We start from the raw sequence: 21,776 nt of genomic DNA, 5'->3' as shown, positions 1-21,776 counted from the left end.
AAGTAATGTACCGATAAATAGCATAAAAAGGATGAAATTCGATGGACCAAGAGCGCACGCCAATACTTGAATTTAACCGAGTGAATAAAGTCTTTCGCGGTAAAGGCGCGGGCGAAAAGTGGGCGCTTAAGGATTTATCGTTAACTTTGTCGGCGGGTATGGTGGTGGGGTTATTGGGGCAAAATGGGGCGGGTAAATCGACCCTAATGCGCTGTGCCTTGGGTGTGCTCACACCGGATTCTGGCAGTATTGTTACCTTAGGTGAAACGCCCGAAAATTTAACCTCAAAGGCAAAGGAGCGTTTAGGTTATGTACCGCAGCAACCTTTTGGTTATGAAGGTTTTACCATTGAACGCGCCCTCGATTTACACCGCAGCTTTTATCCCAATTGGGACATGCAATTAGAGCAAGATTGGTTGGTACGTTTCGAGTTAGATGTGACCCAACAGGTGCAGCGTTTATCGGGTGGGCAAAGGCAATCGCTAGCCTTGATTATGGCGATGGCCTATCGTCCTGAGTTGTTAATCCTCGATGAACCCGTTGCCAGCCTCGACCCTATAGTCCGGCGCAAATTTATGGTCGATTTGTTCGATCTCGCCCTCGAATCTGGATCTGCAGTGCTGTTTTCATCCCATATCACCTCTGATTTAGAGCGAGTTGCCAGCCATGTGGCATTGATTAAACTGGGTGAGTTAGTGCTGTTTAAGGAAATCGATGCCCTGCGTGAAGAAGTGCGTTTGTTAACACTCGCGCCCGAAACTGTTTTGCCCGAGTCAATTACAGTGCTGAGCCGTGTTGGCGATTCGGTGCTGGTGGATTTAGGTGAGCACAGCGCGTCAATATCAGGTGTGTTAAAGAATGAAGCTTTAAACTTGGAGCAACTGTTTATGGAGCTACACAGATGAGTGTGGCGCACCATAAGCAGATACAAGTCGCGAAGGGCGAAAGAACGAGTCCACGAATGAATCCTTTCAAGGGCATGCTGCGCTTTTGGTGTTTTGATATCGGCAGTGTGAGCTTTTTAGGTACGGCTATACTGGGGGTGATCTTAGCTTGTATCGCCGCAGTTTATGGTAAAAATGATAGTGCTGAACTGTTATTTTCTATGGGGATTATCTCAAGCTCGGCGGCGGTTGCATGGCAACTCATACGTCTGATGGCGAATGAATGCGCACCGTTAATTCCCCATTATCGTCGCCATATCTACATTCAAAGTGTCACTGTTTTAGCTAGCGTTTTTGGCATAGGAGTCTTGTTCTGTTTGGCTTTAGGTTTGACGGCTAGCCTAGCGAGCTTAGTGCTGGCTTTGGTGATGAGTTTAACTTTTATTTGGCTTTGTTTACTCTGTACTCAGTGGTTTTATGCTTCGTTTTTGCTCTTTGTCTTAATGCCATTTATCCCATTGATTGCAGAGCACATTCCCCTTTGGCTAAGTGCTATTGCCCTGCTGATTTTAGGTATGCTGATTGCGCGTGCATGCCGTGTTTTACCTTGGCGTGCTGAGGCGAGGACGGTATATCTTAATGGTCTCGAAATGGGGTGGTTTTGGCTGCCGAATCTGCAATCGATGCGTATCTTGAGTCGCTTCGAGCGTTATTTGCATCCCACCAATTTTTTTATCGGCCCTATGTTGACGATTTTACTGCTGCTATTGCCCGTAGTCTGCTTAGTGCTTGGGCTGTTGTCGCATCAATTTCATTTGAATATCCCTGTATTATTGTTTTTGGCGCAGTTCAGCGTGATTAGTTGTTCGCTGGTGCATTGGAGCCGAGTGCAACGCTCGCGCTCGACAGAAACCTTATTGTTGATGCCAGGGTTTGATGGTCGAAAAGGACTCATAGCAGCATTTTGCCTTGGACAGCAAAGACTCCTGAATGTGGTCGTCGGCATTATGCTGGCGTGTAGTTTGCTGTTGGGCTGGCTCAATGGTGATCTGAATATGCAGTTAGTGGGTCATCTGGTGCTCAGCACTTACTGGGCCTGCGCCTTGACGTTAGGTTTTGGCTGTATGTGTCGCCGAGTTTTGCATATCACGCTCACTATGATGGTCGTCGCGGGGCATTCCCTGTGGGTGTCCATCAGCCTTACGTCTTTAAGTGATGGCGGCAATTTAACTAATTGGTTGCTATGGGATCTACTCTTAATACTGCTTGGGCAAGCGGTGCTGATTTGGGGCAAGAAAATCCTCTGGAAGGGCGATGTTATGAGGGCATGTTGACGTTTCGAAATTAAATTTTGTTCGCTCTGGCAAGTAAGTGAAACCAAGAGTGGTACGCCGCTAAAGGCTATTTACAGCGTGATTTGGGCGACATTTGCACAACATTAGAGCAAAAACTCTTAGTTTTTATTTGGCCTTCAGGTAGAATGCTGCAAAAGCGGTACACTTGTAAGCTAAAAAGGTGAGTCTCTTATGTCTCTCGATCAATATCATGTTATTCGACTACTACAGCAGCAGAGCGAGTCTTTAAAAGACGCAGTAGCGCTGGAAGGTTTTGAAATGGCCGCTCCTTGGTATCAGGTGAGTTGGCAAGCCTTCGACCAAATCAGCAGTAAAATTGCACAAGTGTTGATCGAACTTGGCGTACAAGTGCAAGACCGTTGCGTTATTCTGGCGCAAAACTGCCCGCAGTGGACTTGTGCCGATGTCGGCACTCTCAAAACTCGTGCCGTTGTAGTGCCAATTTATCCCACCAGTACAGTCGAACAGGCGAGCTTTATCGTTAACGACGCCACCGCTAAAGTGATTTTTGTTGACGATGCTAAGCAATACGCCATGGCGTGTGAGTTGCAAGCCTTATGCCCAAGCCTAGAGCATGTGATTGTATTCGATGCCAGCGTGACACTCGCTGCCGATAAGGCCAATCAGCATTGGCATCTAGATACCCTACTGGCGGGTGACACTCAGTTAAACATTGAGCAAGAAGCCGAGCTTAATCAGCGTTTACAAGCTGCAAATCTCGATGATTTACTGACCTTAATTTATACCTCCGGCACGACGGGCGATCCTAAGGGCGTGATGCTGGATTACCGTAATATGGCGTCTACCATACGCCAGCACGATCAAAAATTGGCCTTCCATTCTGGCGATGTGTCTTTGGCATTTTTGCCCTTGAGCCATGTATTTGAGCGCAGTTGGAGTTTCTACGTCTTGTGCCGTGGCGGCCATAACGTCTATCTGCAAAATACCCAAAGAGTGAAAGAGGCGATTAGCGCCGTGCGTCCACATACCTTGTGTGTGGTGCCGCGTTTCCTCGAAAAAGTGTATAGCGCCGTACAAGATAAAGTCGCCAAATCAGCCGACGGTCGTAAGAAGTTGTTTGCTTGGGCGATGCGCGTTGGCCAACGTCAGTTCGAAGTTGGCCAAGGTCGTGCTAAGGGCGGATTGTGGTTGTCGCTGCAATGGCGTTTGGCGCACAAGCTGGTATATAGCAAGCTGCAAGCCGTGCTTGGTGGCCGTTTGAAGTTTATGCCTTGCGGTGGCGCAGCCTTAGATGTGAATGTAGGTAGTTTCTTCCATGCGATTAATATTCCAGTACTTTGTGGGTACGGTATGACAGAAACTAACGCGACTGTGACCTGCAATACCTTAGGTAATCGAGTGCCGGGTTCCAATGGACAACCTTTGCTGGAAACCGAAATTAAGCTAGGTAAGGACGATGAGATTTTAGTCCGCGGCGCGACTGTGATGCGGGGCTATTACAATCGTCCTGAAGATACCGCCGCTGCGTTTGAAGATGGTTGGTTAAAAACCGGTGATGCAGGGCGTTTCGATGCGAATGGCAATTTATTTATTACCGATCGTATTAAAGAATTGATGAAGACCTCCAACGGTAAATATATCGCGCCGCAAAGGGTTGAGGGCGCCGTTGGCTGTTGTCCTTTTATCGAGCAAGTGGCGATTATTGCCGATGCGCGTAATTATGTGACCGCTTTGATTGTGCCAGCGTTTGAGTCACTGGAAGCGTGGGCGAAGGACAAAGGGCTGAAGTATGAGTCACCTTTAGAATTGCTGCGCCATAGTCATGTGGTTGAGCATTTTGAGCAACGCTTAAAGCAGTTACAGCATGAGTTGGCCGGTTTTGAACAAATTAAAAAGTTCACTCTGTTGCCTGAAGCGTTTTCGATGGAAGCGGGTTTAATCACCCCAACGCTCAAGCTGCGCCGCAAGATGATTTACCATAAATATGCCCATGAAATAAATGCTATGTACAACAACTAATTGTTAACTTGTTGTTGCTAAAGGCCGCAGAAGCGGCCTTTTTTTTATCTACTACTTCCTGAAGTGCTTTTCTTCGCTTAAAATTCGCCCCGTTTACTGGTGCGCATGAGGCGCGAGGCGTCGGTATAAAAGGTGTAGTTAAATGGAACTTTCGATTCGTAGTTTATTCACTGCAGCGAGTGCGGTGTTGTTATCTTCTTTAACTGTCATTCCTGCAGCTGACGCTGAGGATTACGACAAAATCGTCCATGGCCCAGTGGACTTGCCTAACGGGCAATGGCTCAATTTCTATCAAAAAGATCATAAAGTGTGGGGCGAAATGCTCTATGGCGATGCGCCCGGCGTGCGTCTTGATGATTATGGTTCTGCTGAAGTGGTTGCGGTTTTTTACCTCGATTTTGATAAAGGTGGCACCAAAGAAGTGGTTGTCATGCTTAAAGATGCCGATGGTCAGCATTTACGGGGCTATGGTTTTGAAGGAGATGATCTCACAAAACTCCCCCGTCTACAGGTTGTGCTTGATGAAGTGGCACCAACCTTAACCTCGTTTACCGTGGGTAGCGTTCGCAAAGTGTTAAGCCAAATTCCGCCGCAACAATATCGTATGACCTATGATGTTGACGCGATTGAAGATCCCGCCATTAAAGCGATTGTCGATGGTTCTACTAAGCTCAAGCCGACCTTAGTGGGTTATCGTAATTCCGAAGGTTCCCCCGTCGATGTGAAGACAGCCGTCGAATATAAATTACGTTATCCACTCACTCGTAAAGATAAAGATGCCCAAGGTAATGAGCATCAATATAGCCTTGTGACCACCTTTGATCGCAGTGGATATAGTGAAGAAGATGGCAGTTTTGTATTGGTGAGCGTGGCCTTTGAGGCCGATGACTTTGATTGGCTTAAAAGTGGTGGTGCCGTGATCCCTAAAACTGGCCCATCCTACGATTTTATGAGTATGAGCATGGCGAGTACTTGGGCAGGGCTTGCCAGTGAAAGTCATTATGCCCAAGGCGTGCTTGATGGCCCGTATGCGGCCTACGATGGTCGCAATGGTAGCGTGGTTTACTCTGGTAACTACAAACAGGGCAAAAAAGTCGGTAAGTGGATGGAGACAGAGAACCAAGCCATTTATTGGGAAGGCGAATATCTTGACGGTAAAAAGCAAGGTAAATGGATTGCACAGTCGATGTTCGATGAGGCCGATAACTTTGGTTTTGCCCATTACAATCAGGATGTGCTCGACGGCCCCTACGAAGTCTATGAGCCCGATTATGACTCCAGTGCAGAAGGCGATAAGCGATTAGTGGCAAAAGGTATTTATCTTAATGGCGTAAAAGATGGCGAGTGGCTTGAGGCTGATGGCAGCAAAGGCCAATATCAAAAGGGTGTCAAACAAGGTCCTTGGGTCGATAAAGTGACGAGCGGACATTTCCGTGATCAAGTTGGTGAAGGCGCCTATCTTGCCGGAAAACGCACTGGCCTTTGGGTATTTAAAGCCGAAGATGGGACTCGTACCGAAGTGAACTATGTCAATGGCTTACGTCAAGGAGAGTCTAAATCATTCGACAAAAATAATCTGATGTTTAATACCCGTCATTATGAGCAGGGTCGCCTTAATGGTCAGAGTATTTGGTATTCAAGTCCTAATGTCGTGGTGGATATCGCTAATTACCGCCAAGGAGAGTTGGATGGCCAGCAAATGCGCTTTAATCCCCAGAACGGTGAGCTGACTGAACTAACGAGTTATAAATTCAATGAAGCGGTGACGCTTAAGCCTTCGCACGATGAATGTAGTATGCGTGAGAATCCCTACTCAGATGATTGTGAAGGGGTGATTAATGGTAAAAATGAAGCAATTTCATCGATAAAACACGGTGAGCAGCGCGAATATCATAGCAGCGGCTCCTTGTATAAATTGGCTTATTACACCAATGGCGCTGTAGATAAAGAATATCAGTTTGATTCCAATGGCCGTTTATTAAATTTAAAAACGTACAAAGCGGGTAAGGAATACGGCCCAAGTATCAGTTATTCCACTGATGGTGGTTACTCACTCTCCCGATATGGTCACCAAGTGAATAACCGTGTCTCTGGCCCCCATTACAGTTTCTATCCCAATGGGCAATTAAGAAGCCTGTGGAACTACTGCCAGCAAGAAGGCGAAACCTGGAACGGTGAACCTTACTACTGGGATAACGCCATTGCGCGCTGCGGTATACAGCGCGAGTACTTTGATAATGGTGCCGTGAGTTGTATTGAAGACCTCGATAGCAATTATGCCGTGGACAAAGTGTGTTACGACATGAATGGCAAGATAGCGAATGAAATGCTGCGTATCGATGAACAGCATGTGGTACACAAGCGCTACATTAACGGTGTCATCTATTCCGAAGAGCCGGGTTTTGCCGATTACTCACATATCACTAAGGGCCGTAAGATTTATCACTTAGAGAACCCAAAAACTCATGGGGTGTATAAGTCTTATAAAAATGGCAAGTTAGAATACGAGAAAATGTATGATATGGGTAAGGCTGGATGCCTTAAAAAGTACGATGCTAACGGCAAGCAAACCCCAGAAACGGCGAGTTGTCAGTTTTAAAATGCTAGGTTTGGGCTAGTGGCTAGAACCTGTTTGGCTTAGGATAATGGATGAGTTTGGTGGTGTGGTTTCATTGCGATAATCACCACGCTCTTCCATTCATAAAATAATAAAAAGGAAGTTTGCATGTCAGCCACAGAATACAGTCTCGAAATCAATCCAAGATTTACTGAAACCGACGGCCTAGGTCATATCAACAACACTGTTATCCCCGTATGGTGCGAAGCGGCGCGCACGCCAATCTTTGAGATTTTTAATCCCGAGTTAGATTTGCATCAGTGGAACTTAATCGTCGCGGGGTTTACCGTGGTATTTATCGCGCCGACTTACTATGGCAAGAGTGTCACAGTAAAAACCTATGTTAGCCGTATCGGCAATAGCAGCTTCGAACTGACCCAAACCTGTTGGCAAGCGGGCAACAAGACCGCCGAAGTAAAAACTACCTTAGTGCACTACGATTACAGCAGTGAAAAAAGCCGCCCGATTCCTGAAGAAATCCGCGAAATGCTCGCTAATCTGAATGGTGAAAGTGCTTAGTCTGCTTACTCTTTCGGTCAGCGTAATTGCAATTGCGCTGCTGAAGGGTTAATTTGTCGACCCGCTAACTGTGATGCAGATCACTTATCTGTATTGCTTAATTTTTATCGGTTCGGATTAACCATGAGATTCTATTTTACCCGCATGCGATCGAAGGACATTTGTCCACCAAGACAGCCACTTAAAAAGATTGTGTGGTCATGGGTTGGGGCTTTCTGTGGCATTTACTTGGTCGCGAGTCTCGCAAATTATATGAGTGAAAACCTCGTCGACACTATGTTTGTCATTGGCTCGTTCGGCGCGTCGGCAGTGCTAGTGTACGGTGCACCGCTGGCGGAGTTTTCTCAGCCGCGTAACTTGATTGGTGGCAGTGTGTTATCGGCCTTAATTGGGGTCGCAGTGTACCAAGTGTGTGGCGATTATGTGGTGCTGGCGAGCGCCTTAGCGGTATCCCTGTCTATCGCATTCATGTACCTGACTCGCACTCTTCATCCTCCGGGCGGCGCAACGGCATTGATTGCCGTGATTGGCGGTGAAAACGTGCATCAACTTGGCTTTCTTTACGCGTTAATGCCAGTGTTCCTCGGCTCAGTATTACTCTTACTGGTCGCGCTGGTGGTCAATAACCTTTCCACCGATCCCAAGCGCCATTACCCTGTTTATTGGATTTAGCGAACTCGTTTTTAAATCTGCCTATTTCAAAAACTTCTGCACATACCAGCAGCTGGCTTGGATAGTAAACTCTTGGCCTTTAGCCCACTTTAAGCCGTGGCGCACTAAGCGTTCGGCAAGGCCTTTACCGCGCAGTTCGTTGGGGACAAAGGTGCGGCTAAAATCGATATCCTTGCCTGATAATTGGTATTCCAACACGGCTTCATAGCCATCGACAGGGATAATAAAACGCTGTCTATCCTGTTGATGTTCAATGGCTATCTCGATATTTTCGTTATCTGACATACATGCTTCCCTCAAGGAGTGGCTTAAAGTGTGCTGGCAATTCGTTATTGATTTGAATAGCTTAAGCGACTTCGTGCTGTTTGAGAATCGCCAGCAGTTCTGTCGGTAACTCGGCTTTTTTACCCGTTTTAAAGTTAAACATCACCGCGACTGAAGTACCTAAGGTGGTCACTGCCTGCTGCTGTTTACTAAAAGCCTGATAATGCATGGTAAATCTATCGCTGTGAATATCGCTAATACTGACACTCACCAATAAAGTATCGGGGAAAGTCACTGGGCGTTTATAGCGAGCCTGATTTTCGCTGATTACGGGGCCAATACCGGATTTATACAGAGTATCTAGCGGGAAGAGGCGATTGAAAAAGTCGATACGTGCCGTTTCAAAATAGCGGAAATACACCACATTATTTACGTGTTGTAGGGCATCCATTTCACCCCATGCAACGGGGATTTCTGTGACTATGGGGTGCTGTGCGAGAAACTTTTCCATTGCCTGTTCTTGTACACCTTCTTGCAACTGTTCTTGTTTAAATCCCATGATAAAAATCCCAAGTTAAAACGCTCGTTTAAGCGGCCAGACTAGCAGCATAAGATTGCTGCGACAAGTCTTGGCCTAAGCTGATACTGTGGCTGATAATGGCAAGCAATGCAGATATGAGTAATGTCTTTAAAGGGTTAGGTTGAGCTATGTATATTGGACAAGTGGCAAAGCAAACTGGGCTGTCGATAAAAGCGATTCGCTTGTATGAGGAGTGGGGGCTTATTGACACTCCCGCACGTCAGGGGCGTTATCGTATTTATAGTGCGGCGGATATTAGGCTGTTGTTGCTGATCAAAGAGGCCAAAGCCCTCGGCATTAAGCTTGTCCAACTAAAAGATTTACTCGAACAAGGCGATAAGCATGCTCAGTTAGCCACAGTACAGGCTTTTTTGTTGGGTATAAAAGCAGATTTTTTACGCCAGATAAGTGAGTTAGAACATAAAGTCACTCAGTTAGATGCCTGTATTGATGGGCTCACCTCCTGTGAGTCGCAGCTGTTACCTTAGGTCTTGACTCTCCCCTTAGGGGCAGAGTTTATGCTATTTGTCACAGTGACTGTTATGGAGTTTCATCGTGGCAAAAAAGATTTTAGTGATCTGTGGTAATCCTAAGGCGCAGAGTTTTTGTGAGCATCTGGCTGAAACCTATGCCCAAGCGGCGGCAGATAAACACTCAGTGAGAATCGTCAAACTAGCTGAGCTGAATTTTGACCCGAATCTGAGCTATGGTTATCGTCAACCTCAGCCACTCGAAGCCGATTTGCAGACGTTTCAAGCGAATATCCAGTGGGCGGAGCATGTGGTGATTGTCACCCCGATTTGGTGGGGCGGTATTCCTGCTAAGTTTAAAGGCTTAATCGATAGGACATTTTTATCTGGGTTTGCATTTAAATATGAGAAAGGTAAATTGATACCCGCTAAGTTGCTGCGCCATAAAACCTCGCGAATTATCATGACTATGGACACGCCGCCTTGGTATTACAAGTGGTTTCAAGGTGCTCCCGCGCTCAAACAGCTTGATACCGCCACCTTAGTATTTAGTGGTTTTAAGCGGGCTAAGTCCAATATGTTGGGGCCAGTGATGAGTGCTAAGGAGCCGCAATTGCAACAATGGCGAGCGTTGGTGCAGCGGCTGGGGAATTTAGGTTTATAGAATCTAGTGAAACAAGGAGTGGGGTGTGATTAAACAAGTGGGCAATACTCTTATTCAGCCAAAACACAGAGCGTCTTGCCATTGCGGTGCCGTGGTATTGGAGTTGTCATTGCCTAATGGCATCGAAAATCCACGCCGTTGCGATTGCTCTATCTGTCGTCGTAAGGGCGCAATGGTTGGCTCTGTGCCGCTGGCGGGGATTAAGATCCTCAAGGGTGAGGAAGTGCTGAAACTCTATGAATTCAATACCAAAACTGCCAAACACTACTTCTGCTCTATCTGCGGTATTTACACCCATCACCAGCGGCGTTCCAATCCCCATGAGTATGGTTACAACATTGGTTGCCTCGAAGGGGTCAATCCATTCGATCTCGAAAATGTGCCCACGAATGATGGCGTTAACCATCCTGCGGATCGTTAGATTATGAACATAGGTCAGTTTGCTGCACTCACAGGGCTGTCGGCGCATACGCTCAGATATTACGAGAAAATTGGCCTACTGCAGTCTGTCGTGCGAAATGGCAGCGGGCATCGTGATTATGCGGCGAAAGAAGCGGAATGGATTGGGTTTATCAATCGCTTAAAAGAAACGGGCATGTCGTTAAAGCAGATATTGACCTATGCCGAGTTGCGTGTCCAAGGCGATGCAACCGCTGGCCAGCGACAGCAGTTGCTCGAGCAACATGCAACACAATTGGCTGAGCGTATTCGCCAAGAGCAGGAGCATTTGGCTGCCCTTAAGCAAAAAATTCACTATTACCAAACTCATTTTTAGTGGCTAAGCTCAGTCGCTAACATTTTGGTTAAATGCTAAAAAGCTAATATTATTTACTTTTCTATTTGCTTGCGCCTCTAGTCGGCGAGTTAAACAGAGGGTTAGTTTTACTGATCCGCATTGCCTGTGTCATCCATCAATGAACCATTGACTTAGAGTTAACTCTAAGGTTTAGGCTGCTTACTGTGATTTAATCCAACAGGAGCTAAAAATGAGTAATCAAAGATATGTGCAGGGCCTCGCTAAACTGACTGAAATCGACGGTGAGGCGGGGGAGAAAGTCATCCGCAGTCTTGCCGATATTTGCCCTGACTTAGGCAAGTACATTATTGAATATCCTTTTGGGGATATTTATCAGCGTGAAGGGCTCGACCTTAAGACGCGGGAGCTAGTGACAGTTGCCGCACTCACGGCGCTAGGGCATTGCCAGCCACAGTTAAACGTACATATTAATGGCGCATTGAATGTCGGTTGTACGCCGCAGGAAATTGTTGAGGTGATATTGCAAATGTCGGTTTATGCTGGCTTTCCTGCTGCACTTAATGGCATGTTTGTCGCTAAAACCGTATTTTCTGAGCGGGAGTTAAGCGTCGTTTAGTTAGTCCTGAGTCAGGTTTATTGATTTGTAAAAGTGACGATAAGGCCGCTTTGATTTCCTCTCAAGTTCATTTTAGTTGGATTTAAACTGGCGATGGGGTGTTGCAGAGCTTTCATTCGACTCTAAGCAGAGCGTTCGACTTTGGCTAGAGATAGCCAAAGTGACCAATGTACCGAGATTGAGTGGCACAGTTGCCATCACTGTGCTTTGCACATTACAGTGGCAAATGTTGCCCGTCTTACTATTTCAATGGAATGTAAAATAATAATGAATTTAATCGGTTACATTGGGGCGGCTCGCCAATACTTGCGAAAGCTCAGCTTACCATCACTGAGTGAAATCCGTTTAGATTTGGGCAAATTTTGGCGCTGTCTTATCCAAGGGGTGGCTAAGTTATCCTTTGCGCAAAAGCTGTATCTTATTGCTTTGATATTGGCTTTTAGTAGCGAGTTAATGGGGTTGGTCGCTGTGATTGCCGTCATCGCTATGGCCATCGAGTTTTGGCCTGTGTTCGAGCGGGTTTGGCACAGTTTGGCGGGCAAAGCTGTGTTGTTGCTGTTTTATGCGATGATTGCCAACTTTGCTTTGGGCTGGTCTGGCGCGATAGTTAACGAAGTGGTTGGGGTCTCAGCAAGCGATCTCAATTACACCCATAACTTAGCGATTTTACTCTATATGCCCGCTTGGTTTTTGATGGTAAGCGCGATTGTGCTGCTGGCATTACAGTTGATTATTCCTATCTATTTAATATTGATCTTTTTGCTTAAACCTTTAGGTGTCAAATCGTTACGGCTTACCTCGCATACTTCATTCCGTAAAACGACTTTTTTGATCCGTATCGTGCTAGCGACTGTGGTTTTGTATCACTTGAGCCTGCTAATTGATTTAGAGACTCGCATTGAAACCTCGTTTGGCAACTTTATTACCTCTCCCCAAGAAGCCGCTAAGCATGCGCCTCGCGAGCCTAAATCGGGACGGTTGCCGGATGCGACCGATGTGCTGACGGTACCGATTGTAGAGCTAACTCAGACTGCTCTTGACTCTGAAAGCGATAAATCGAGCAAGGCTGAGAATAGTAATGATGACAGCGAGCTGGAAGAGGAAGATCGCAAAAAGGCCTACGCCTCAGTGCGAACTCAATATCAGTACTTAGTGCGGCAATGGCTAGCTACGTTCGCATTTTCACTTGAAGCCAATGGCCGCTCGCGTTGTAAAAAGCCTGCCGAGTCGAATGTGATTGAATTAAATGATTACGAGATTTTGTTGATCACACCCGATAAGAATGCGGATTATGGTTATCGTTTTGAGGTGGAAAAATGTATCTCGGCCGCGTTTCCGCTGGCGGTGAAGGGCAATTGAGTCAATTAATAAAAAAGCGACCACAAGGTCGCTTTCGTTTTATCGGCTAAATCAGTTTGAGCTGACTATCGTGCTATTCAACCATCACGTTATTCAAAATTGCATTATTCAATCAGCAGCTCATCGAAGCTGCTGATTTTGCGGAACTCGCCAGTGCGTTGCTTGCTGTCGCGAACCATTTGGCAGGTCATCATGCCCGCAGCGTCGGCAGCCTTTAATTCTTCAATAACATCAGACACAAACAGTACTTGTTTGGGGCTTAAACTGATGGTGTTGAGGATATTGCAGTAAGCCTGCTTATCTAATTTGTTGCCCGTGCGAGTGTCGAAATGGCCGTTAAACATTTCAGTTAAATCGCCGCCGTCACTGTGGCCGAACAACAGTTTTTGCGCGTCGACAGAGCCGGATGAAAAGCTGTAAATACGCAGATTTTGTGCGCTAAAACGTTTCACCGCTTCAATAAAGTCCGGGAAGATATGGCCCTTAAATTCGCCATGGGCATAGCCTTGTTTCCAAATTAACCCTTGTAAGGTTTTAAGTGGCGTAGCTTTACGGTCTTCGTTGACCCACTGTTGCAGGATCTCAGTTACACGCGCTAAGTCAGCCTCGGGCTCTAGGGCGATATCTTTAGTGTCACAAATACAGTTTTCAACCAATACATTGTGTTGGTTCTGTTCTAAAAAGTCTGGCAAGGCTTTGACAGAATAGGGGAATAGTACATCTTGGATAAAGTTTAGGTCTGTCGTGGTGCCTGCTGTGTCTACGACTATGGCTCTGATACCCATAATGTTTTGATACTCCACAATATGTTGGCTAAAAAATGCAACTCCGATCCTAAGCGTTATTGGTGAAATTGGCTAGTCTATTTCACCCAAACACATGGGCAAATTGTGGGTGATATCACTAAGCGATAAGATTGAAATTTGATTAATCTAGTAATTTTAAAAGCTTACCCACTGATTATCCGAGAAAACACTAACTTGATACTGGATTTCATCTCGTTTATTGCGCACAAGTTTGTGGTAGACATAAGACTATGGTCTTAATAGCTAAGGGAAATTTAGGCTGCTATTGTAGTTAAAGTCTCTTTACTCCTTTATACCTTGCATGCTGTGGTTTTCGGGAGACGAGACAGCATATTTAACCTGCGAATAGAGAGACCTTACATGAAATATTTACCCGCACTTGGCTTTGGTATCCTATTAGCCTTATTGAGTTTTATCAGCTTCTCATTGGTCGCCAGCGTGGGTTATATGTTGGACATGTTGAGTGCGGTGCCTCACATCTCGCATAACAGTGTGGAGTATCTTTTGTTGGCGGCTCACGATGCGAGTTTGCTGATATTGCTTGCAGGTTTAGTGCTTTATGCTTACCACAGGATCTTTCCTAAACTTCCCTTCGATTGGTTTACCGCTGTGCTTATCCAAATGCCGCTTGGCTTGGCGGTACTGGTGTTAGATGGTTTTACTTTAAACCTGTTTTCATTCAAAGGTTTTGCACTAACGCTGACCACTTTAGCCGCTTCATTTGGGGTGCTAAGCCTCTTTTGGTTGCTTCAACGCAGAGCTAAGCGCTTCGAGGCGAGGTTGAGTAAATAAGCAGAATCTACAGAACATAGCGTAGGCGCAGCGCCGTTTGTTCAACAGGGGATAACGCGAGCCACTGTTCTCGGATTTCCACGGCTTCCTGCGGATAGTCGGTAATGAGTACATCGGCTCCCAGCGCCAACATGCGCAGCATTTGCCGTGGATTATTAACAGTCCATACATGCACTTGCTTACCTCCTTTGTGTGCACGGGCGATAAACTTTTCGTTAGTAATCGATTGATTGACCGCTAAGAATTGTGTATTCGCCTTAATGGGATCGCCAATGGATTGAGTGACGATAAGGCCAGTGTGAATGGAAGGGTCGAGTCGTTGAACTTCTTCAATGGCTCTTGCTTCGAGCGATGTAATCACCACTTGTTGTGTCATTTTCTCTTGTTGCAATAAGGCGACAACGGCCTGCGCTAAGCTGGGATCGGCTTGATTATATTTAAGCTCAATGTTCAAACCGATTTTGTTGCGTGCCTCATTAAGCATCTCTAGTAGTGTTGGTACGGATTCACCTACAAAGGCGGCACTGTGCCAACTCCCTGCATCAAGCTGTTGTATTTCACTCGCACTGAGGTTAGCAACTCGCCTTGGATCGCCCGCTATGCGCATTAAATCAGCATCGTGCAATACCATTAAGGTGCCATCGGATGCCGTTTGCACATCGATTTCGGCATAATCCGCCTTTTCTGCAATCGCTAAACGCAAAGCCGCAAGGGTATTTTCTGGTGCCCTAGCAGCGCCAGCACGGTGGGCAGTAATCAGGATGTCATCCCTTTGTGGTTCACTATTGAGGGCATATACCCCTAACCCCAACATGATTAAAAAAGTGCCGATCAACACCCCGCTTATCGTATAAATCGACAGTTCAGACGTTCTTTTTACCGTTTGTCGCCCAAGGCGTTCTAACCCTGCGGGTTTTTCTCCCAGTTGGCGGTATAACAGCAATATGATAAAGGCTTCCCCAAACATTCCGAGTAAGGACCATGCCGCGCTGAGCATAAAAATCAGTGCGGAGACGAGGGCCAATATGGCTAATTCTGTCGAAAGTGTCAGCGTAACCCTATCGAGTAAGCTATCGGCACCCCAGGAGATCAGCAGCATTAAGGGATACACCAAAGCACCTATCCTCAACCACCAACCCGCAGCGTGCCACATAATCGGGCGTTCATTGCCTGCGCTTAATTGCCAACTGCGTTTGAGTGCCGTCAAAGCATCGGTCGTTTCACTCACAATAATTGTTAGTGAAAAGGCCGCTTTGGCCCACAGATATAAGGCAACAAGGACATAGATTATCGCTAAGAACGCCATACTCGTTAAGGCGAGATACCAGTCTATAGGCTTGAAATATAAGTAGTAATTGATGTCGTGTCCCTGTAGAAACACGCTGAAAATCAGATATCCTAACCCGATAAAAGGTACGCTGAGCAGCAATAAGCAAGCCGCATAAATGCTACCAAGGCGAATAAATACGGGTAAGCGCGCTGTCGCGAAAATCAGCGCCCGCACTGGGCCAATGGGAATATCATATAAGCCAGATGCTGCGAGAATCGTGACTCCAGCACGTTGGGTAAAAAACACGGTAAAGCTACTGAATAGAGTAATGACCATAAACAGCAAGCCATAGGGAGACATGGCAAAGGCGATTAAGTCGTAATTGGTGATGGTGACATTGCCCGTTTTGGCAATCAGATGGCGCAGTAGCCAGCCAAAAGACGGGACGATAATACCCGCCGACACTAAGGTGAATAACAGTTCAAATTCAATGAGTTTTCTACCGCAGCGACGAATAGCTTTAAGCGTGTCATGCCAGTAACTGTGTTCAGGATTGAGCATGCAGCTTCCTTAATCGTGCGAGTTGAGGACTGTAATTTAGCAGCGTTTCAGGTTTAAGGTTAGTCATCGAATTTATTACCTTGGGTAAGATGATGATTTATGCCTGTCTGTTGCTTTCGGTGGTGTGCTTTGTAAAACAGATAATTACACTCAATAGTGTATGCCATATAGGGGTACGAACCTTTATAATCCTGATGGATGTAGGGATAACAGGTTGATATGGACAATGAGTAAGTTTTTTTGGGTACTGATGGCATTTTCATTACTGGCAGTGTTGATTGTGCTGAATTCTACGGGAGTGATAATCCATATCCCAACATCTCGAGTTTTGAATAATATTGCACATATTGTCTCCCCTTTGCTGCTGGTGATTTCTATTGTTGTTGCCAATATTGTGGGTATCGGGATCTTTATCTATTTCAAACATTGGGTATATGTGGTTGTGAGCACGCTGATGGTAATACCTTCTATTTTGTTTTTATGGTTGATTTTTAATATGTTTTAGCCCGTTGCTTTTAAAAATGTTGAGAGGTAAGTCATCGATATTTGCAACCGATTGCTAAATCTCCCAAGATGAAACGCAACCATCGTTAATTCGGCGCGAAAAATGAGTGCTAGCTCAAAGGTTTGTGCATTTGTGGTGGATTGGGATGATATTTGCTGAACTTCGGTGGTACAGGATTATCAGAGGATTAAGCAAGCCTCTGATTTTTATGTTAGCCAAGGAGTTATTGATGAGAAATCCCGTACTTTCAAGCCTTGTTCTTGCCCTGTTTTTGGGGGCTCCACTGGCGAATGCCAATATAGAATCGATCGAAAATCTTCAGGGTATTCGTGCATTACAACAGCAAGCGCCGCAGTTATTAAGCTCAGGTTTACCAAATGAGCAGCAATTTTCACTGCTTAAACAAGCTGGTGTGGATGTGGTGATCAATCTTATGCCGGACAGCAGTAAAGATGCCCACCCTGATGAAGGTAAACTCGTGACTCAGGCCGGAATGGACTATGTGTATATTCCCGTGGATTGGCAAAATCCAAAGGTCGAAGATGTGGAAGCCTTCTTTGCGGCTATGGATCAGCATAAGGGGAAAGATGTATTAGTGCATTGTCTCGCTAATTATCGAGCGTCAGCGTTTGCTTATTTATATCAGTTAAAACAAGGCCAAAATCCCAACATGGCACAGACCATGGCGCCATGGAATGATGAGTTAACGATTTACCCTAAATGGCAAGCGTTACTTACGGAAGTGAGTGCTAAATACGGACATTGATCCTTGGCGACACGCCCTATAATATGATGGCGCTAATTCGAGGAAGAATGGAATAGCGCCAAAACATAATTTTTATTTGAATTCACTTATCGTCCTAATACAGAATTAAATTTTTTGCCGTTTAGCAAGCATTGACATTTAAAGGAAAAATATCAGTGGATATAACACCATTTCTTGATAGGCCTGAATCAGTAAAGGGCTGGATAGATAAATGTATTTCTAATCGAGGTCTCGGATATTGGCTTGTTTATGAGGACACTTCACAGAATGATGATATTCAACTCACGACAACTTTATTACCGATAGTGGGTAGTACCAATAACTTTTCGGATCAAGAATTTGATGAGTTTGAAAATAGCCTGTTTAAAAGTGGCTATTGTTACTTCTTGAATATGGATCAAATCGAAGATGTCATTGACAACTACACAATGCAAAAAGCGCAATGGACAGATAGCGAATTACTTGAAGCTATTCTTTTTTATTTTAAGCGAGACGCGTTTATTTGCCTCTAAAGCGTTAATGAGTGATAGGTAAGGTGACGTATGAGCATTACGGAATGGAATAAAGCTTCGATTTATAATGTTGCATCGTCATAATTGTTTAACGCTAGTCGGTATAGTTGACACAATCAACTAATCTCGATATTGTTGATACAGTCAACTATATCGAGAGCCTTCTATGCCTTCATTGTCACTCAGTGAAACCTTGCACAGATTAGTGCATGCCTACAAAAAGCAATTGCGTAGCGATATTGCTGCACAAGAGATTGATTTACCTGTCACTCATATCCGTGCCTTGAAGGGCGTGTGTCGCAATCCTGAATCGACAGCTCAGTCTATTGCCCTGCGAATGCAGCGGGATAAAGCGCAAATTACCCGTGTTCTTAATGAGCTACAGCAGAGCGGGTTGATCACTAAAATCGATAACCCTAAGGATGGCCGCAGCCAGTTACTGCGACCCACGGCTGAGGGGGAAAAGATCATGACTCAGATCAATGCCTCAGAACGTAAAACCGTGGCGCGCATGACGCAGGCGCTCAGTTCAGACGAAGTCGATACTTTTATTAAACTTGCCAATAGGATCAGTAAAAGTGTGGATGATGCCGCTACCGCCAAAAGTGAAGCTGATTGCCTTACTCAAAAAAGACCATCTAGTAAGCCAAAAGATACGGCTGGAAAAGGAGCCATTGAGTTGCGCTTAACGGCAGAAAACGCAATAGGAGAAAATCATAATGAATAAACCTGCACCACGTGAGCTAGAAGTGATCCGCTCGACTTATATCACCCCGCATATGCTACGTATCACCTTAGGCGGTGTGGGATTGGCTGGATTTCCTGCCGGTCAAGAGAGTGCCTATATCAAGTTGTTATTCCCACAAGCGGGTGAGCGTCCATTAATGCGAACTTACACTATCCGTCAGCAACGCGATGATGAAATCGATGTGGATTTTGTGCTGCACTATACCGACGGCCCCGCATCGAGTTGGGCGAAAACGGCGCAGGTGGGCGAACTCATTCAAATTGGCGGACCCGGACTTAAAAAACTGATCAACTTTGAGGCGGATTGGTTTTTACTCGCAGGTGATATGACAGCCTTACCCGCCATTAGCGTGAACTTAGCGCAATTACCAAAGGATGCCGTGGGTTATGCCGTGATTGAAGTATTGAGCGAAGCCGACATTCAACCTCTCGTGCATCCTGAACATGTTGAGCTGCATTGGGTGATCAATCCTGAAGCCGATCCCGAAGGCCGCCCTTTGATCGAGCGAATTGCCCAATTACCTTGGCTTGCTGGCGAGCCCGCCGTATGGATTGCCTGTGAATTTAATAGCATGCGCGCGTTAAGAAGACACTTTAAGCAAGCGCATTCATTGCCTAAGAGTCATTTTTATACCTCGAGCTATTGGAAAATAGGTTGTAACGAAGGTGAGCATAAGCTGGTAAAACAAGAAGATGAACAGTTAGAAAATGGGGCCAGTGTTTAAATCCAGATAAGGTCGCCAAGTTTGACTTAACGACCTTATCTAACCTTTCGCTTATGCCGTTTTTGCTGCTGATGCACCTATTATTGATGCACTTAGGCTACTGGTGAACTAGCTTGCCATTCTTCACTACATCTTTGCAGGGATTGACGCCGTAGCTGTAGGCCAACTGCGCAGGCGTAGCGATATCCCAAAGACAAAAATCGGCTTGTTTGCCAACGACTAAGCTGCCAACCGTGTCTTCAATTCCGAGTGCTTTGGCGGCATTTAAGGTGAGTCCAGTTAGGGCTTCTTCTGGCGTTAAGCGGAACAAGGTGCAGCCCATATTTAGCATCAACAGGGTTGAGCAAATGGGGGATGAACCAGGGTTGAAATCGCTGGCGAGCACCATAGGTACGCCGTATTGGCGCAGTAAATCGATAGGTGGTTTTTGGGTTTCCCGCAAAAAGTAAAAGGCGCCCGGCAGCAGTACGGCGCAGGTGCCGCTTTCACTTAAGGCTTTTACGCCTGCCTCATCTAAATATTCGATATGATCCACAGACTTAGCACCAAGACGTGCGGCCAGTGCGCTGCCACCCATATTAGTTAACTGCTCGGCATGGAGCTTAATCTCTAAGCCCGCCGCTTTGGCTGCGCAGAGTACCCGTTCAGTTTGCTCAAGGTTAAAGGCGATATTTTCGCAGAATACATCCACTGCATCGGCAAGATTTTCGGCGATCACCGCGGGTAGCATCTTATTGATAATTAAGTCGACATAGCCGTCGCTATTGTCTTTATATTCTGGCGGAATTGCATGGGCGCCAAGGAATGTGGTCTTCACATCTACGTGGTGATGCTTGCCGAGCTCGCGGGCGACACGCAGGATTTTCAATTCAGTTTCAGTATCTAAGCCGTAACCCGATTTTATCTCAACCGTAGTCACTCCTTCTTTGGCCAGCGCGTTTAAACGCTGACGGCCGAGTTCAAATAATTCTGCTTCATCCGCTTCGCGGCAAGCTTTAACGGTCGAAATAATGCCGCCACCTGCACGAGCAATTTCTTCGTAACTGGCGCCCTGTAGGCGTAACTCAAATTCATTGGCGCGATTACCGGCAAAGATTAAGTGGGTGTGGGCGTCAATTAATCCTGGGGTGATCCAACCGCCTTTGCCCCTGTAAACGGGAATTGACAAAACATCGAAGGCGGGCAGTTCGCTGCGGGGGCCAAGCCAAGCAATTTTGCCATCTTTTACTGCGATGGCCGCGTTGGTGATCGCACCATAAGGTGCTGATACGGAAGGGTCCATTGTGGCTAAGTTAACGTCTATCCAAACCTGATCCCAAGACATGTATTCCCCTCGCTGTGCTGGCAGATGTTAACCAAGTGATTAACGGTTTATTAAATTTATGTGAGCTGGCTTGTATTTACTTGTATATACAAGCTAGGATTGTAGCCGCAATTTTGAACGTTTGAAAGAGTGAATAGCACCTAGATTCTAGCGCTTTATATTGAGGAAATGTTTTGGCTACACCTAAGTTTGCAGAAATTAAGCAATACATTATCTCCTCTATCGAGTCGGGTGAGTGGGAAGAGCATGCTCGCGTGCCTTCTGAGAATCAGCTTGCCGATTTGTTTACCTGCAGCCGAATGACGGCGCGACGTGCGCTAACCGAGCTGACGGATAGCGGCGTACTCGAACGCTCCCAAGGGCTCGGCACCTTTGTGGCTGGGCGAAAATCCCAGTCGTCTATGTTGGCGATTCGCAATATTGCCGACGAAATTAAAGACCGCGGCCACGGCTATAGCGTACAGCAATGGGTGCTAGAACAAACCGTTGCCAGTACAACTATCGCAATTTCCCTTGGACTTGAGCACGGTGCAAAGGTATTCCATTCGATCTTAGTGCATTGCGAGCAGGGTTTACCGCTGCAAGTCGAGGAGCGTTATGTGAATCCCGAGTTAGTGCCCGATTATTTATTGCAGGATTTTACCCAGCAGACACCCCACGAATATTTGTCCCAAGTGGCACCGCTGACCGAGGCGCATCACACGATTGAGGCGATTATCGCCAGCGCCGAATTACAGCAAAGGCTCGAGATCCCCGCGACTGAGCCCTGTTTACAGATTTTACGCCGCACTTGGTCACGCCAAGGCGTGGTGAGTTTTGCCAAGTTAGTTCACCCCGGTAGCCGCTTTAAACTCGGCGGCCACTTAACTTTTAGCAAGTAGCGCCAGTGGCGTTATTTACCGATTTAAATCAGTCACTCTAATAGCTGTACCTTTATAAGTTAAAAGATAAAAACACAATAAAAACAATAGTGCTAACCCGTATTAGCGACTTAGCGAATACGAGTTAGCACCACAGGTTGAAAGAGGAAA

At 46.1% G+C, this 21,776-nt stretch carries 24 protein-coding genes; 19 read left to right on the top strand and 5 right to left on the bottom strand.

The genetic code is table 11. The annotated features are described in order from the left end of the window. Nucleotides 1-41: 41 nt before the first annotated feature. From L5L98_RS15765 to L5L98_RS15740, 6 genes are all read left to right on the top strand, one after another. Nucleotides 42-905: an ABC transporter ATP-binding protein gene (locus L5L98_RS15765; protein ID WP_263142266.1), complete on the top strand. Its 864-nt coding sequence runs from the start codon at nucleotides 42-44 to the stop codon at nucleotides 903-905. Continuing rightward, nucleotides 902-2,218 carry an ABC transporter permease gene (locus tag L5L98_RS15760; RefSeq protein ID WP_263142265.1) on the top strand — a complete coding sequence of 439 codons (1,317 nt, stop codon included), beginning with the start codon at nucleotides 902-904 and terminating at the stop codon, nucleotides 2,216-2,218. The genes L5L98_RS15765 and L5L98_RS15760 overlap by 4 nt, the downstream gene beginning before the upstream one ends. Nucleotides 2,219-2,410: 192 nt before the next feature. Continuing rightward, nucleotides 2,411-4,219, top strand: coding sequence for an AMP-dependent synthetase/ligase (locus L5L98_RS15755; protein WP_198573882.1), 1,809 nt, complete (start codon nucleotides 2,411-2,413; stop codon nucleotides 4,217-4,219). Between the two features lie 142 nt (nucleotides 4,220-4,361). After that, nucleotides 4,362-6,818 (top strand): toxin-antitoxin system YwqK family antitoxin, encoded by a 2,457-nt coding sequence (locus L5L98_RS15750; RefSeq protein ID WP_263142263.1) that lies wholly within the window; start codon nucleotides 4,362-4,364, stop codon nucleotides 6,816-6,818. A gap of 126 nt (nucleotides 6,819-6,944) precedes the next feature. Continuing rightward, nucleotides 6,945-7,355: an acyl-CoA thioesterase gene (locus tag L5L98_RS15745; RefSeq protein ID WP_219251701.1), complete on the top strand. Its 411-nt coding sequence runs from the start codon at nucleotides 6,945-6,947 to the stop codon at nucleotides 7,353-7,355. Between the two features lie 123 nt (nucleotides 7,356-7,478). Next, nucleotides 7,479-8,027 carry an HPP family protein gene (locus tag L5L98_RS15740; RefSeq protein ID WP_131524567.1) on the top strand — a complete coding sequence of 183 codons (549 nt, stop codon included), beginning with the start codon at nucleotides 7,479-7,481 and terminating at the stop codon, nucleotides 8,025-8,027. 21 nt (nucleotides 8,028-8,048) lie between these two features. Here L5L98_RS15740 and L5L98_RS15735 read toward each other — a convergent pair whose 3' ends face one another. Next, complete coding sequence (locus L5L98_RS15735) at nucleotides 8,049-8,312, bottom strand: GNAT family N-acetyltransferase (RefSeq protein ID WP_263142262.1); 264 nt, start codon at nucleotides 8,310-8,312, stop codon at nucleotides 8,049-8,051. Between the two features lie 61 nt (nucleotides 8,313-8,373). Beyond that, complete coding sequence (locus L5L98_RS15730) at nucleotides 8,374-8,802, bottom strand: acyl-CoA thioesterase (RefSeq protein WP_259528795.1); 429 nt, start codon at nucleotides 8,800-8,802, stop codon at nucleotides 8,374-8,376. Nucleotides 8,803-8,999: 197 nt separating this feature from the next. On the opposite strand from L5L98_RS15730, the gene L5L98_RS15725 reads away from it, so the two are divergent. From L5L98_RS15725 to L5L98_RS15700, 6 genes are all read left to right on the top strand, one after another. After that, nucleotides 9,000-9,359 carry a MerR family transcriptional regulator gene (locus L5L98_RS15725; RefSeq protein WP_263142261.1) on the top strand — a complete coding sequence of 120 codons (360 nt, stop codon included), beginning with the start codon at nucleotides 9,000-9,002 and terminating at the stop codon, nucleotides 9,357-9,359. Nucleotides 9,360-9,426: 67 nt separating this feature from the next. Further along, nucleotides 9,427-10,005: an NAD(P)H-dependent oxidoreductase gene (locus tag L5L98_RS15720; protein ID WP_263142259.1), complete on the top strand. Its 579-nt coding sequence runs from the start codon at nucleotides 9,427-9,429 to the stop codon at nucleotides 10,003-10,005. A 25-nt stretch (nucleotides 10,006-10,030) separates the two neighbouring features. Further along, on the top strand, nucleotides 10,031-10,426 hold the full coding sequence (locus L5L98_RS15715; RefSeq protein ID WP_263142257.1) for a GFA family protein: 396 nt from the start codon (nucleotides 10,031-10,033) through the stop codon (nucleotides 10,424-10,426). 3 nt (nucleotides 10,427-10,429) lie between these two features. Beyond that, on the top strand, nucleotides 10,430-10,780 hold the full coding sequence (locus L5L98_RS15710) for a MerR family transcriptional regulator (RefSeq protein WP_263142256.1): 351 nt from the start codon (nucleotides 10,430-10,432) through the stop codon (nucleotides 10,778-10,780). Between the two features lie 211 nt (nucleotides 10,781-10,991). Continuing rightward, nucleotides 10,992-11,378 (top strand): carboxymuconolactone decarboxylase family protein, encoded by a 387-nt coding sequence (locus tag L5L98_RS15705; RefSeq protein ID WP_263142254.1) that lies wholly within the window; start codon nucleotides 10,992-10,994, stop codon nucleotides 11,376-11,378. Between the two features lie 267 nt (nucleotides 11,379-11,645). Further along, nucleotides 11,646-12,737, top strand: coding sequence for a hypothetical protein (locus L5L98_RS15700; RefSeq protein ID WP_263142252.1), 1,092 nt, complete (start codon nucleotides 11,646-11,648; stop codon nucleotides 12,735-12,737). 104 nt (nucleotides 12,738-12,841) lie between these two features. Here the strand turns inward: L5L98_RS15700 and mtnC are convergent, their stop codons facing one another. Next, the gene (mtnC, locus tag L5L98_RS15695; RefSeq protein WP_105253037.1) at nucleotides 12,842-13,522 is read right to left on the bottom strand and encodes an acireductone synthase; all 681 of its coding nucleotides are present in this window, start codon (nucleotides 13,520-13,522) and stop codon (nucleotides 12,842-12,844) included. A gap of 381 nt (nucleotides 13,523-13,903) precedes the next feature. Here mtnC and L5L98_RS15690 point away from each other — a divergent pair, with 381 nt between their 5' ends. Further along, nucleotides 13,904-14,335, top strand: coding sequence for a hypothetical protein (locus L5L98_RS15690; RefSeq protein WP_263142250.1), 432 nt, complete (start codon nucleotides 13,904-13,906; stop codon nucleotides 14,333-14,335). Between the two features lie 7 nt (nucleotides 14,336-14,342). On the opposite strand, the gene L5L98_RS15685 is transcribed toward L5L98_RS15690, so the two are convergent. Next, nucleotides 14,343-16,166: a glycerophosphodiester phosphodiesterase gene (locus tag L5L98_RS15685; protein WP_263142248.1), complete on the bottom strand. Its 1,824-nt coding sequence runs from the start codon at nucleotides 16,164-16,166 to the stop codon at nucleotides 14,343-14,345. 226 nt (nucleotides 16,167-16,392) lie between these two features. On the opposite strand from L5L98_RS15685, the gene L5L98_RS15680 reads away from it, so the two are divergent. The 5 genes from L5L98_RS15680 to L5L98_RS15660 all read left to right on the top strand — a co-directional run bounded on the left by L5L98_RS15680 (nucleotide 16,393) and on the right by L5L98_RS15660 (nucleotide 19,421). Next, the gene (locus tag L5L98_RS15680) at nucleotides 16,393-16,671 is read left to right on the top strand and encodes a hypothetical protein (RefSeq protein ID WP_248066808.1); all 279 of its coding nucleotides are present in this window, start codon (nucleotides 16,393-16,395) and stop codon (nucleotides 16,669-16,671) included. A 229-nt stretch (nucleotides 16,672-16,900) separates the two neighbouring features. After that, nucleotides 16,901-17,437 carry a protein tyrosine phosphatase family protein gene (locus tag L5L98_RS15675; protein WP_014611817.1) on the top strand — a complete coding sequence of 179 codons (537 nt, stop codon included), beginning with the start codon at nucleotides 16,901-16,903 and terminating at the stop codon, nucleotides 17,435-17,437. A gap of 155 nt (nucleotides 17,438-17,592) precedes the next feature. After that, nucleotides 17,593-17,949 carry a hypothetical protein gene (locus L5L98_RS15670; protein ID WP_131524582.1) on the top strand — a complete coding sequence of 119 codons (357 nt, stop codon included), beginning with the start codon at nucleotides 17,593-17,595 and terminating at the stop codon, nucleotides 17,947-17,949. 166 nt (nucleotides 17,950-18,115) lie between these two features. After that, complete coding sequence (locus L5L98_RS15665) at nucleotides 18,116-18,676, top strand: MarR family winged helix-turn-helix transcriptional regulator (RefSeq protein WP_263142245.1); 561 nt, start codon at nucleotides 18,116-18,118, stop codon at nucleotides 18,674-18,676. Further along, nucleotides 18,669-19,421, top strand: a complete 753-nt coding sequence (locus tag L5L98_RS15660) for a siderophore-interacting protein (protein ID WP_263142243.1) — start codon at nucleotides 18,669-18,671, stop codon at nucleotides 19,419-19,421. The genes L5L98_RS15665 and L5L98_RS15660 overlap by 8 nt, the downstream gene beginning before the upstream one ends. A gap of 97 nt (nucleotides 19,422-19,518) precedes the next feature. On the opposite strand, the gene hutI is transcribed toward L5L98_RS15660, so the two are convergent. After that, nucleotides 19,519-20,745, bottom strand: coding sequence for an imidazolonepropionase (gene hutI, locus L5L98_RS15655; RefSeq protein WP_263142241.1), 1,227 nt, complete (start codon nucleotides 20,743-20,745; stop codon nucleotides 19,519-19,521). A 173-nt stretch (nucleotides 20,746-20,918) separates the two neighbouring features. Between hutI and hutC the strand changes: the two genes are divergently transcribed. Then, nucleotides 20,919-21,626, top strand: a complete 708-nt coding sequence (hutC, locus tag L5L98_RS15650; RefSeq protein WP_263142239.1) for a histidine utilization repressor — start codon at nucleotides 20,919-20,921, stop codon at nucleotides 21,624-21,626. Nucleotides 21,627-21,776: the final 150 nt, after the last annotated feature.

The organism is Shewanella sp. SM23 (assembly GCF_025654295.1).
Classification (GTDB): domain Bacteria; phylum Pseudomonadota; class Gammaproteobacteria; order Enterobacterales; family Shewanellaceae; genus Shewanella; species Shewanella oncorhynchi.
This window is presented reverse-complemented; position numbering and strand designations above follow the sequence as displayed.